Origin of the sequence: Bradyrhizobium sp. B124 (assembly GCF_038967635.1) — a bacterium.
Taxonomy (GTDB): Bacteria; Pseudomonadota; Alphaproteobacteria; order Rhizobiales; family Xanthobacteraceae; genus Bradyrhizobium.
Genome location: NZ_CP152413.1, coordinates 8,682,187 through 8,694,942 on the forward strand (window position 1 = coordinate 8,682,187; position 12,756 = coordinate 8,694,942).

The 12,756-nt window shown below is 65.8% G+C and carries 8 protein-coding genes; 7 read left to right on the forward strand and 1 reads right to left on the reverse strand.

What is annotated here, in order from left to right; translation table 11 throughout:
- Window positions 1-34: 34 nt before the first annotated feature.
- The 7 genes from AAFG13_RS40555 to AAFG13_RS40585 all read left to right on the forward strand — a co-directional run bounded on the left by AAFG13_RS40555 (window position 35) and on the right by AAFG13_RS40585 (window position 11,062).
- Window positions 35-1,120, forward strand: a complete 1,086-nt coding sequence (locus tag AAFG13_RS40555) for a malate/lactate/ureidoglycolate dehydrogenase (protein ID WP_342710479.1) — start codon at window positions 35-37, stop codon at window positions 1,118-1,120.
- Window positions 1,121-1,159: 39 nt separating this feature from the next.
- On the forward strand, window positions 1,160-1,936 hold the full coding sequence (locus tag AAFG13_RS40560; protein WP_212311132.1) for an aldolase/citrate lyase family protein: 777 nt from the start codon (window positions 1,160-1,162) through the stop codon (window positions 1,934-1,936).
- A gap of 181 nt (window positions 1,937-2,117) precedes the next feature.
- Complete coding sequence (locus AAFG13_RS40565; RefSeq protein WP_342710480.1) at window positions 2,118-3,641, forward strand: altronate dehydratase family protein; 1,524 nt, start codon at window positions 2,118-2,120, stop codon at window positions 3,639-3,641.
- A gap of 74 nt (window positions 3,642-3,715) precedes the next feature.
- Complete coding sequence (locus AAFG13_RS40570; protein WP_342710481.1) at window positions 3,716-4,213, forward strand: GDSL-type esterase/lipase family protein; 498 nt, start codon at window positions 3,716-3,718, stop codon at window positions 4,211-4,213.
- 143 nt (window positions 4,214-4,356) lie between these two features.
- Window positions 4,357-7,623 (forward strand): transglutaminase family protein, encoded by a 3,267-nt coding sequence (locus tag AAFG13_RS40575; protein ID WP_342710482.1) that lies wholly within the window; start codon window positions 4,357-4,359, stop codon window positions 7,621-7,623.
- 95 nt (window positions 7,624-7,718) lie between these two features.
- The gene (locus AAFG13_RS40580; RefSeq protein WP_342710483.1) at window positions 7,719-10,187 is read left to right on the forward strand and encodes a circularly permuted type 2 ATP-grasp protein; all 2,469 of its coding nucleotides are present in this window, start codon (window positions 7,719-7,721) and stop codon (window positions 10,185-10,187) included.
- Window positions 10,184-11,062: a transglutaminase family protein gene (locus AAFG13_RS40585; protein ID WP_212311128.1), complete on the forward strand. Its 879-nt coding sequence runs from the start codon at window positions 10,184-10,186 to the stop codon at window positions 11,060-11,062. The genes AAFG13_RS40580 and AAFG13_RS40585 overlap by 4 nt, the downstream gene beginning before the upstream one ends.
- Before the next feature lie 45 nt (window positions 11,063-11,107).
- Here AAFG13_RS40585 and AAFG13_RS40590 read toward each other — a convergent pair whose 3' ends face one another.
- Window positions 11,108-12,610: a sensor domain-containing diguanylate cyclase gene (locus tag AAFG13_RS40590; protein ID WP_212311127.1), complete on the reverse strand. Its 1,503-nt coding sequence runs from the start codon at window positions 12,608-12,610 to the stop codon at window positions 11,108-11,110.
- Window positions 12,611-12,756 lie beyond the last annotated feature (146 nt).

The window sequence follows — 12,756 nt, forward strand, 5'->3', positions numbered from 1 at the left end:
ACGCACTGTGCTTCATCGAGCGAGCTAGTCTTTCATGGTCACCATCAAGGTCGATAATCTCATCAACTTCGTGTCCGAGGTGTTTTCCCATTCGGAGTCCTCTCCGGAAGAGGCGAAGCGCATCGCGACCTACCTGACGACCGCGAATCTGACGGGCCATGACAGCCACGGCGTGATCCGCGTGCCCGTCTATGTCAGATGGAAGAAGATGGGCTCGATCGTGCCGAACCAGACCCCCGAGGTCGTGGTCGACACGGCCTCGCTCGCAGTGGTCGACGGCAAGTTCGGTTATGGCCAGACCGTCACGCCTGTCGCAGTGAGGCTCGGCATCGAGAAGTGCAAGAAGGCGGGGCTTGCCGCGGTCGCGCTGCGCAATTCCGGCCATCTCGGCCGCGTCGGCGACTGGGCCGAAATGGCCGCCGCCGAGGGGCTTGTGTCTGTTCATTTCGTAACCGCAGCGGGCTCGCTGCTGGTCGCGCCTTACGGCGGCGTCGAGAAGCGGCTGTCCACCGCGCCGTATTGCGTCGGCATTCCGCGCCAGGGGCAGGACCCGATCGTGCTCGATTTCGCGACCTCCGTCGTCGCCGAGGGCAAGTGCCTGGTCGCCAGCCGCGGCGGCAAGAAGCTGCCGCACGGCGCGCTGGTCGATGCCGACGGCACGCTGAGCGAGGATCCGCATGTGCTGTATGGCCCGTACACGCCGGACGGGCCGCGCGACCATACCAAGGGAACCGGCGCGATCCGCGCCTTCGGCGATCACAAGGGTTCGGGCCTTGCCTTCATCTGCGAGCTGCTCGGCGGCGCGCTGACCGGCACCGGCGCGACGTCGTCGGACCGGCGTTTCGCCAACGGCATGATGGCGTTCTACATCGATCCCAGGGTGATCGACACCAGCAATTTCTTCGACGATGAAATCACCCGCTACACCGATTTCATTCGCGCCACCAAGCCGATCGCAGGCACCGAGTCCGTGCTGGTTCCGGGTGATCCCGAGCGAAAAACCCGCGCCGATCGCACCAGGAACGGCATCCCCTTGCCTGACGACACCTGGGCGGCGATAGTGAATACCGCGCGCGAAGTCGGCGTCAGCGAAGTTTCTATCCAGCGGGCGACCAGCTGAGGCTCGTCCCCCAATAAACCGCAAAGGGAAACGCGATCAATGGCAAACAAGGTCAAGCAAGTCTGGGCATCGGGCAAGGCCGTGGTGAACGCGTGGCTCGCGATCCCCTCCGGGTTCTCGGCCGAAGTGATCGCGCAATGCGGCTTCGACAGCGTCACCGTCGACATGCAGCATGGCGTGCAGGATTATCAGTCGATGGTGCAGTGCTTCCAGTCGATGCATGCGCATCCGGTGACGCCGATGGTCCGCGTGCCCTGGAATGAGCCCGGCATCATCGGCAAGGTGCTGGACGGCGGCGCCTATGGCGTGATCTGCCCGATGGTCAACACGCCGCAGGAAGCCAAGAACCTGGTTTCCTATGCCAAGTATCCGCCGAAGGGCGTGCGCTCCAACGGCCCGATCCGCGCCGGAATGTATGGCTCGGCCGGCACCTATCAGCAGACCGCCAACGACGAGATCGTGCTGCTGCCGATGATGGAAACCAAGACCGCGGTCGAGAACATGGAAGCGATCCTCGATGTCGAAGGCATCGACGGCGTCTATATCGGTCCGTCCGATCTCGGTTTCTCCTACGGTCTGGTGCCGAAGCTCGATCGCGATGAGCCCGAGATCCTCAAGATCTACGAGAAGATCATCAAGGAGTGCGGCAAGCGCGGCCTCAATCCGGGCATCCACTGCTCGGGCGCCGAGGGCGCGGTGCGCGCGATCAACATGGGCTTCAAGCTCGTGACGCTGTCGAACGAGGTCGGCCTAATGCAGGTCTATGCCAGGATGCAGGTCAATGCGACCCGCGAGAAGTCCGGCGGCAAGGCGTAACTTGATCCTCTCCCTCTCCCCGTTCTTTACGGGGAGAGGGTTGGGGTGAGGGGCTTCTATCCGGCGAGCACCGTTGTTGAAGTTGGCAGTGTGCCTCGTCCCTCACCCGGATCGCTGACGCGATCCGACCTCTCCCCGCAGAGAGCGGGGAGAGGTGTAGAAAGCACCAAGGAGAACTCCCATGGCCTCGGCACAAGTGATCCGTCTGCACGCCGACGACAGCGTCCTGATCGCGCGCGCGAGCCTGCCGCCGGGGTTGGAGGTGACCGAAGGCGTCACTACGGTCGATCGCATTCCGGCCGGCCACAAGGTTGCGATCAAGCCGATCGCGACAGGTGAGCCGATCCGGCGCTACGGCCAGATCATCGGCTTCGCGACCCAGCCGATTGCGCCCGGCCAGCACGTGCACACGCAGAACTGCGGCATGGGCGATTTTGCCAAGGACTATGCCTATGGCGTCGACGTCAAGCCGGTGCCGAACTTCGATCTGCCGGCGACCTTCGAGGGCATCCGCCGCGCCGACGGCCGCGTCGCGACGCGCAACTATATCGGCATCCTCACCTCGGTGAACTGCAGCGCCCATGTCGCTGGAATCGTCGCCGACATGTTCAAGAAGAATCCGTTCACCGGCGACAATCCGCTGGCCGATTTCCCGAATGTCGATGGCGTTGTCGCGCTGACCCACAAGACCGGCTGCGGCATGACCCAGGACGAGCCCTTGGCGCTGCTTCGCCGCACGCTCGGCGGTTATGCGCGGCACGTCAATTTCTCCAATGTCATTGTGCTCGGCCTCGGCTGCGAGGTGAACCAGATCGGCGGCCTGATGGCCGAGCAGAAGCTCGCCGGCCGCCTGCGTGCGATGGACATCCAGGAGGTCGGCGGCACGCGCAAGACCGTGGAAGCCGGCGTGGCCTTCGTGAAGGAGGCGCTCACCGACGCCAACAAGGTCAAGCGCGAGGCGGTGCCGGCAAGCGAGTTGACGGTAGCGCTGCAATGCGGCGGCTCTGATGGCTATTCCGGCGTGTCGGCCAATCCGGCGCTCGGCGCGGCCAGCGACTTGCTGGTCCGTCACGGCGGCACGGTGATCCTCTCGGAGACGCCGGAGACCTACGGCGCCGAGCATCTGTTGACCCGCCGCGCCGTCAGCCGCGAGGTCGGCGAGAAACTGGTCGGCCTGATGCGCTGGTGGGAGGAGTACACCCAGCGTGAAGGCGCCGAGATGAATGCCAATCCGAGCCCTGGCAACAAGGCCGGCGGCCTCACCACGATCCTCGAGAAGTCGCTCGGCGCAATGGCCAAGGCTGGCAGCACCAATCTCGTCGACGTCCTGCATTACGCCGAACCCGTCACCAAGAAGGGTTTTGTATTCATGGACACGCCCGGCTACGACCCGGTCGCCGCGACCGGGCAGGTCGCCGGCGGCGCCAATCTCGTCTGCTTCACCACCGGCCGCGGCAGCGTGTTCGGCTGCAAGCCCGCGCCCTCGATCAAGCTCGCCACCAACACGCCGATGTACAAGCGGATGGAAGACGACATGGACGTCAATTGCGGCACCATCCTCGACGGCGAGGAGAGCGTGCAGGAATGCGGCCAGCGCATCTTCGACCTGATCCTCAAGACCGCCTCGGGCCAGCCGACCAAGAGCGAGAGCTTTGATTTCGGCGGTGCCGAGTTCGCGCCGTGGGTCTTGGGCGCGACGATGTAGCATTCGCGTAGCCCGGATGAAGCCTCCCGGATTACGCTGCGCTCCATCCGGGCTACGGATTGGACGGAGGATGCATGCGCGTGCGCGGGTTGATTGGATGCCTCGCATTCCTGGCCGCCTTGAGCCTTAACGTCGGTTCGGCTAACGCCGCAACTATCGTCGCGCTTGGCGCGAGCAATACCTACGGCAAGGGCGTGCCGCGCAACCAGGCCTATCCCGCGCAGCTCGAAGCGATCTTGCGGGCGAAGGGTTTGAGCGTCCGTGTCGTGAACGCCGGCATCAATGGCGACACCACGGAAGGGATGCTGCAACGCCTGGACCGTGCCGTCCCGAACGGGACCCGTGCGGTGATTCTACAGCCGGGCGGCAATGACCGGCGCAAGGGCAGCCCTGACCGGACCGCGGATATTCAAAGTCGCCTCAGCGCCCGGGGCATCGCGGTGATCATGCTTCCTAACGGGATGCTGGGCGGGCTCCCGCATCAGCCCGATGGCCAGCATTTGACTCCCGAGGGCTATCATATGCTTGCCGAGCAGCTTGCGTCGCAGGTATCCGGCGCGATCGGCCGCTAGCGGGTGAGGCTAACCAGCCACGCCAGTCGCTGAGGTCGGGACAACGCGGCGGATAATTCCTGGGCAGTCGCTGCCCGTTGTTAGTGCTTGATGTCGACCGGCAGCAGTGTTCTGCTCAAAAAAGCTGCTGGAGTCCTCGGTCCGTGTCGATCTTCGTCGCACTGCATCACGTCACGCACTACAAATACGACCGGCCGATCGATCTCGGGCCCCAGACCATTCGGCTCCGGCCCGCGCCGCATACCCGCACGCCGATCCTGAGCTACTCGCTCAAGGTCACGCCATCAAACCACTTCGTGAACTGGCAGCAGGATCCGCAGGGCAACTGGCTGGCGCGCTACGTGTTTCCGGAGAAGGCGACCGAGCTCAAGGTCGAGGTCGACTTTACCGCGCAGATGACGGTGGTCAATCCGTTCGACTTCTTCGTCGAGCCCTATGCCGGCAGCTTTCCATTCGAATACCCCGGCGACCTCAAGACCGAGCTCGCGCCTTATCTTGAAACCGAGGTGCCTGGGCCGTTGCTCGCGGCTTATCTGAAGGACATTCCGCGCAAGGCCGACTCGACCGTCAATTTCCTGGTCGAGCTGAACGCGCAGCTGCAGAAGAAGATCGGCTACGTGATCCGCATGGAGGCGGGCATCCAGACGCCGGAGGAGACGCTGGCCGCGGGCTCCGGCTCCTGCCGCGACTCGGCGTGGCTCTTGATCCAGGCGCTGCGCCATCTCGGGCTCGCCGCGCGCTTCGTCTCCGGATATCTCATCCAGCTGCGGCCCGACATCGATCCGCTCGAGGGGCCGCGCGAGGTCGAGAGCGATTTCACCGACCTGCACGCCTGGGCCGAGGTTTATCTGCCGGGTGCGGGCTGGATCGGTTTCGACGTCACCTCCGGCATGCTGACGGGCGAGGGACATATCCCGGTCTGCGCCACGCCACACTATCGCTCGGCTGCGCCGGTGACCGGCACCGCGGGCTTTGCCAATGTCGAGTTCGGCTTCGAGATGAGCGTCAAGCGGATTCGCGAGGCGCCGCGGATCACCAAGCCGTTTTCGGATGAATCCTGGGCGCGGCTCGACCGGCTCGGCGAGCAGGTTGATGCAGATCTAAGTAAGGACGACGTGCGGCTGACCATGGGCGGCGAGCCGACCTTCGTCTCGGTCGACGATCTGGAATCGCCGGAGTGGAACGTCGCCGCGGTCGGTCCGACCAAGCGCGGGCTTGCCGACGAGTTGATCCGCAAGCTGCGCACGCGGTTCGCGCCCGGCGGCCTGCTGCATTACGGCCAGGGCAAATGGTATCCCGGCGAGAGCCTGCCGCGCTGGGCGTTCGGCCTCTACTGGCGCAAGGACGGCAAGCCGATCTGGAACAATGCCGACCTGATCGCTTCACTCGAAAATCCGCGCAAGGCTGAGATCGCCGATGCGGAGCGCCTCGCAATCGGCATCGCCGCCCGGCTCGGCCTGAAGGCTGACCACGTCATGCCGGCCTTTGAGGACACTGCGTTCTGGCTCGAGCGCGAGGCCGGTTTGCCGGCTAATGTCAGCCCTGCGAATTCCAAACTGACCGATCCGGAAGAGCGCGCCCGGATGGCGCGGGTGTTCGACGAGGGGCTGACCACGCCGAAGGGTTACGTGCTGCCGATCCAGCGCTGGAGCCCGCTCGGCGATCGCGTGCCGGCGCGCTGGCGCAGCGAACACTGGAAGATCCGGCGCAGTCATCTGTTCCTCTTTCCGGGCGATTCCCCGCTGGGCTTGCGGCTTCCGATCTCTTCGCTCGAACACGTCCCGCCCGAGGATTTTCCCTACGTCATCGAGCAGGATCCGATGGCGCCGCGCGACGCGCTGGGGAAGATCGATCCGGAGCTGACGCGGGCGCTCAAGGACATTGAAGAGCCGCTGCCGGTGCGCACCGCGATGTCGATCGAGGTGCGCGATGGCGTGCTGTGCGCCTTCATGCCGCCGGTCGAGAAGGTCGACGACTATCTCGAGCTGATCGCCGCGATCGAGGCCGCCGCCGAACAGCTGCAGCTGCAAGTCCACGTCGAGGGCTACGCGCCGCCGTTCGATCCGCGGATCGAGGTGATCAAGGTGACGCCGGATCCCGGCGTGATCGAGATCAACGTGCAGCCGGCGCAAAGCTGGCGCGAGGCCGTCGACATCACCCTCGGTCTCTATGAGGACTCCGCGAAGACGCGGCTCGGGGCCAACCGTTTCCTGATCGATGGTCGCCACACCGGCACCGGCGGCGGCAACCACATCGTGGTCGGCGGCAGCAAGCCGGAGGATTCGCCGTTCCTGCGCCGGCCCGATCTGCTGAAGAGCCTCGTGCTGTACTGGCAGCGGCATCCGTCGCTGTCCTACCTGTTCTCCGGCATGTTCATCGGCCCGACCAGCCAGGCGCCGCGCATCGACGAGGCGCGGCATGACGGGCTCTATGAGCTCGAGATCGCGCTGTCGCACGTTCCGCCGCCGGGCATGGAGGCGCCGCTGTGGCTGGTCGATCGCATGTTCCGGCACATCCTGGTCGACATCACCGGCAACACCCATCGCGCCGAGATCTGCATCGACAAGCTCTATTCGCCCGATGGCCCGACCGGCCGGCTCGGCCTGGTCGAATTCCGCGCGCTCGAAATGCCGCCCGACCCGCGGATGTCGCTGGCGCAGCAGCTTCTGATCCGGGCGCTGATCGCCAAGCTGTGGCGCGAGCCGCAGCAGGGCAAGTTCGTGCGCTGGGGCACCGCGCTGCATGACCGCTTCATGCTGCCGCATTTCCTCTGGGAGGATTTCCTGGGCGTGCTCGCCGAGCTCAAGCAATCCGGCTACGACGTCGAGCCGGAGTGGTATCAGGCCCAGCTCGAATTCCGCTTCCCCGCCTTCGGCCGCATCCATCACGGTGGCGTCGGCCTCGAGCTGCGGCAGGCGCTCGAGCCCTGGCACGTGCTGGGCGAGGAGGGCACGGCCGGCGGCACCGTGCGCTACGTCGATTCCTCGGTCGAGCGGCTCCAGGTGAAGGCGACGGGATTCGTCGAGGGCCGCCACGTCATCACCTGCAACAGCAGGCGGATGCCGATGACCGAGACCGGCCGCGCCGGCGAGGCAGTCGCCGGCGTGCGCTTCAAGGCCTGGCAGCCGGCCTCCGGCCTGCATCCGACCATCCCCGTGCATGCGCCGCTGACGTTTGACCTGATCGATACCTGGAACGGCCGCTCGCTCGGCGGCTGCGTCTATCATGTCGCCCATCCCGGTGGCCGCAACTACGAGACCAAGCCGGTCAATTCCTACGAGGCCGAAGCGCGGCGGCTGGCGCGCTTCCAGGAGCACGGTCATACCCCCGGCAGGATCGAACCACCGCCGGAGGAACGCACAATTGAGTTTCCCTTGACCCTCGACTTGCGGACGCCGCTCCTGCAGTAATTGGATGCAGGGGAAGTGCAATGACCGCATCGGGTGGCCAAGGAACCAGTCAAGGAAGCAGTCAGGAGAGCAGGGCCCGTCCCGGTCAGCGCCGGATGGCGCAGTGGACCCGCGACTATGTCCGGCTGCCCGGCATTCCCGATGAATATATTGCCGAGAACGGCGCGCCGCGGCCGGTCTGGGCGCGTTTCTTTGACGCCTTTGCCGGGCTGTCGCCGGCCGATATCGAACGCCGCTTTGCCTCCGCCGATCGCCATCTGCGCGAGGCCGGCGTCACCTACCGCGCGCCCGGCGACACGTCCGACCGGATCTGGCCGCTCAGCCATCTGCCGCTGATCATCGATGCGGCCGACTGGCGCCAGCTCGCCGCCGGTGTCGCGCAGCGCGCGCAGCTTTTGGAAATGGTGCTGGCCGATCTCTACGGCGACGGCCGTCTCGTCACAGAGGGGGCGATTCCCGCCGCGGCGATCGCTGGCAGCAGCGAATATCTGCGCGCGGTCAGCGGCATCAAGCCGCCCGGCGGCCGCTATCTGCATCTTTACGCCGCCGACATCGGCCGCGGGCCTGACGGCCGCTGGTGGGTGCTCGGCGATCGCACGCAGGCGCCGTCCGGCGCGGGCTATGCGCTGGAAAACCGCCTGGTGCTGTCGCGTGCCTTTTCCAATCTCTACAAGTCGATGAATGTCGAGCGCGTCGCGCCGTTCTTCGAAGCGTTCCGCGATTCACTGCGTGCCAGCGCCGACCGCGACGAGCCGCGGATCGGTCTGCTGACGCCCGGCGCGTTCAGCGAGACCTATTTCGAGCACGCCACGCTGGCGCGCTATCTTGGCTTCCTGCTGGTCGAGGGCGACGATCTCGCGGTCTCCGGCGACCGCATCCACATCCGCACCGTTGCCGGATTGAAGCGGCTCGACGTGCTGCTGCGCCGGGTCGATTCCAACATGCTCGATCCGCTCGAGCTCGACGCCTCTTCCTATCTCGGCGTGCCCGGGCTCGTCGAGGTGCTGCGCAAGAGCGGCGTCGTGGTCGCCAACATGCCGGGCTCGGGCGTGATGGAGGCGAGGGCGCTGCTTGGCTTCCTGCCCAATCTGTGTCGGCGTCTGCTCAGTGAAGACCTGATGATGCCGCACATCGCGACCTGGTGGTGCGGCCAGAAGTCCGCCCGCAAGCAGGTGCTGTCGCGGCTCGACGAATTCGCCATCGAAGGCGCCTATGGCCGCGGCGTCGCGGATTTTCCAGGCCACGGGCCGGTGCTGCCGGGCGAACTGTCGGCGGCGGACCGCGACCGCCTGAAGGATGCGATCAGCCATCGCGGCATCGATTATGTCGGACAGGAACTGGTGCGCCTCTCCACGACGCCGGTGTGGGAGGACGGCCGCATCGCGCCGCGTCCATTCGTGCTGCGGGTGTTCGCGGCGGCGACGCCGAACGGCTGGACCGTGCTGCCCGGCGGCTTCTGCCGGATCGCGGATCGGGCGGATGCGCGCGCGGTGTCGATGGGCGATGGCGCGGTGTCCGCCGACGTCTGGGTGGTCTCCGACAAGGCGGTTGCGACCTCGACCCTGCTGCCGGCGGTCGACACCGTCCGAATCCGCCGCATCGCCGGTGTGCTGCCGAGCCGCGCCGCCGACAATCTGTTCTGGCTCGGGCGCTATCTCGAGCGCGCCGAAGCCACCATTCGCTTGATCCGCGCACTGTGCACGCCGCTGCGCGATCCGGCGCGGGCGAATTCGACCGGCTCGACGCCGGCGATGCATTCGGCCGAGCGCATCCAGCGCATGCTGGTTACCTGGGGCGCGGCCTCGCAAACCGCGCGCGCCAATCCCGCCAAGGTCGCGCTCGAAGCGCTGCAGAACGAGGAGAAGTTCGGCTCGGCGCTGTCGCTGGTGCGATCGGCGCAGCGCACGGCCACCTCGCTCCGCGAGCGGCTGTCGCCGGACGCCTGGCAGGTCATCACCGAGATGGCGGATCGGCTCGCGATCGAGGTTCACGACGATGACGGCGTCGTCAGCGCCGCCGAGCTGACCTTGCAGGAGCTCGCAAGCTTCGCCGGCCTCGCGCAGGAGAACATGAACCGCGCGGCGGGTTGGCGCTTCCTCGAGATGGGCCGCCGTGCCGAGCGCGCCATCAACACCACACGCTTTGCCCGACAGTTCGCCTATGACGAAGCCGGTGACGAAGACCTCGACGTCCTGCTGACGCTGGTCGACTGCCAAATCACCTACCGCTCGCGCTATCTGGTGCAGCCGCTGCTGACGCCGGTGCGCGATCTCGCCGTGCTCGATCCCTACAATCCTCGCTCGGTCGCATTCCAGGTCGCGGCGCTGAACGGGCATATCGCCGCGCTGCCGAGCCTGAAGGAGCACGGCCTGATCGAGCGGCCGCAGCGGCTCGCGGTTGCGGTCGAGGCGATGTTGACGACGGCTGAAGCCAGCAGCCTCGACGTCAAGACGCTGTTTGCGCTGGAGCAGGACCTGCTCAACCTCGCCGACTCGGTCGGGCTGCATTATTTTCCGCACGGGCCGAACGCCAGCCGGCCGGAGAAGCTCACGGGGCTGGCGTGATCTACGACATCCGTCACGTCACGACCTACAGCTACGAGACCCAGGTCAGCTTCGCGCGCTGCGCGCTGCGGCTGGAGCCGATCACCGGCGACGGGCAGGAGCTGGTTTCCCATTCGGTCGAGATTCGTCCGAAGCCCGCGGAGCGCACCGCGCGGCGCGACTTTTTCGGCACGCTGACCGAAAGCGTCCTGATCGAGACCGCGCATCGCAGTCTTCGCATTGATTCCCGCTCGCGGGTCTCGGTGGCGCGACAGCCGCCGCTCCGTGACGCGGCGAGCCCGCCCTGGGAGTGCGTGCGCGACAACGCGTTCGAGGCATTGAGCCTCGATGCGGGCTCGCCGGTCGGCTACGTCTTCGCCAGCGCGCTGGTGCCGGTGCTGCGGCCGGTGACGGCCTACGCTTCGGCGAGCTTTTCGCCCGGCGGCGGCATCCTTTCCGGTGCGGCCGACCTGATGCGCCGCATCCGCGGCGACTTCAAATACGATCCGAAGGCGACCGTGATCTCGACCCCGCTTCGCGACGTATTCGAGAAGCGCCACGGCGTCTGCCAGGATTTTGCCCATGTGATGATTGCGGGGCTTCGCGGCCTCGGTCTGCCGGCGGCCTATGTCAGCGGTTATCTGCGCACCATTCCGCCGCCGGGCCAGCCGCGGCTGCAAGGCGCGGACGCAACCCACGCCTGGGTGTCGGTCTGGTGCGGCAGCGAGCTCGGCTGGGTCGGGTTCGATCCGACCAACGATCTCATGGTCGCCAACGACCACATCATTCTCGCGATCGGCCGCGACTTCGCCGACGTCTCGCCGGTCGACGGCGTCATCGTCGGCGCGCGCAAGCAGAAGCTCAGCGTCGCCGTCGACGTGTTGCCGGTGGAGTGAGCCGAGGGGGCAGGCGCGCGTTCGGCCGCGCCGCCGCGATCTCGATCAGGCGACCTGCCGCTTGCCCGATTTGTCCCACCCGATCGGGCTGGTGATGACGCGGTCGCGGCCTTCATGCTTGGCTTGATAGAGCGCGAGGTCCGCTGCCTTGAGCAGATCGCGCGATGTGCGCTCGTGATCCGGGACGAGGCAAGACAGTCCGATGCTGACGGTCGGCAACTCATGCTCGGATTCGCGCGCAGCGGTCAGCTTCGCGCGAATCTGCTCGGCAACCTCCAATGCACCCGCTTTGCCAATGCCGGGCAGCAACACCGAAAACTCCTCGCCGCCGTAGCGCGCGCCGAGATCGGTTGCGCGCTTGGTGCTGGTGGCGATGCACCGTCCCACAGTGGCGAGCACTGCGTCGCCGGCCTGATGGCCGTACGTGTCGTTGAAGGTCTTGAAATGATCGACGTCGATCATCAGAAGCGATACCGGCGACTTTGCGCGCATGCCACGACGCCATTCGACGTCAAGCGTATCGTCGAGGCGGCGGCGGTTGGCGAGGCCCGTCAGCGCATCGGTGTTCGCGAGGTGCGCGAGCCGGCCTTCAGCGGCGGCCCGCCGTTTGAGAGCGGCCAGCAGGTAGAACATCAGGACGATCGAGAAGCCGCAGAGCGCCGCCACCACGCTTCCGATCAGCCAGAGCTGCTGCCACCAATCGGCATAAATGCCGTCGAGCGCGAGGCCCTCGGCGATCAGCAGGGGATGGTGTCCGACCGCCTGAAAGACATAGAGCCGGTTGACATGATCGACGAGCGATTTCGTCATGTAGGAGCCGGATTGCCGTGCCGGGAACTGCTTGAAGACCTGTGAGTCCCTGATGCTTTGCCCGATCTTGGCGATGTCGAACGGTGCTCGCATCAGCATGACGCCATCGGTGTTGAACAACGCCATGCTATCGCCGAGGCCGAAGCTCAGCTTGCGAAACAGATTGTGGAAATAGCTGAGCCGCATGCTGCCCGCGACGACACCGGCAAAGGATCCGTCGTCATTGCTGATGCGGCGGCTCAGGCTGATCAGATATTCGCCGTCTGAAGTCACCCAGGGAGCGCTGATGAACAGTCCGCTGTCGGCTCGCGCCTGATGCACCCGGAAGAAGTCTCGGTCGGCGAAATTTGCGGTCCGCGGCGTCAATGTCCGGGAATCGAGCGTGACGTCTCCCGCCGTATTCAGCACGAGGATTGAGCCGAGATCCTTGGCGGTGGCGGCGCGGTCGAACAGCACGACCTGGCGAAGCTCCGGGCTGATCTTGCCCAGCTCCGGCAGCTTGACGCCGTCGGCGACGGCCTGCAGCGACAGGTCATAGAGCTCGATGTTGCGATCGATCTCGCTGGCGATGGAGGCGACGAGGTTGGTCGCGCCCTCCTTCGCATGCTGATAGTCCTTGCCGGCCATCTCCCAGAGAATGGACGCGCAGATCGCCGAAAAGCACAAGACGAGACCGATCCCGAGCGCGAGGAGCCGTTTGGTCGGCACCGCCTTCGGCTTTGGCAACAGTCCGTTCATTGCTCGCTTCCACTTCCCCGCGCCCCCGCGCACTTTGAGTTTCTATAGGGGCATCAAATTGAGAAAGGCGACCGCAAGCACAGGCAATTTGCGCCCGTGCGTTGCGATAATCTTAACCATTCCAGGTTGGTCGGAACCCGTCGCGG

Bases quoted from the DNA above. Each gene is read 5' to 3' on its own strand.
- AAFG13_RS40590 (WP_212311127.1), bottom strand. From the start codon at position 12,610: ATGAACGGACTGTTGCCAAAGCCGAAGGCGGTGCCGACCAAACGGCTC.
- AAFG13_RS40580 (WP_342710483.1), top strand. From the start codon at position 7,719: ATGGCGCAGTGGACCCGCGACTATGTCCGGCTGCCCGGCATTCCCGAT.
- AAFG13_RS40555 (WP_342710479.1), top strand. From the start codon at position 35: ATGGTCACCATCAAGGTCGATAATCTCATCAACTTCGTGTCCGAGGTG.
- AAFG13_RS40570 (WP_342710481.1), top strand. From the start codon at position 3,716: ATGCGCGTGCGCGGGTTGATTGGATGCCTCGCATTCCTGGCCGCCTTG.
- AAFG13_RS40560 (WP_212311132.1), top strand. From the start codon at position 1,160: ATGGCAAACAAGGTCAAGCAAGTCTGGGCATCGGGCAAGGCCGTGGTG.
- AAFG13_RS40565 (WP_342710480.1), top strand. From the start codon at position 2,118: ATGGCCTCGGCACAAGTGATCCGTCTGCACGCCGACGACAGCGTCCTG.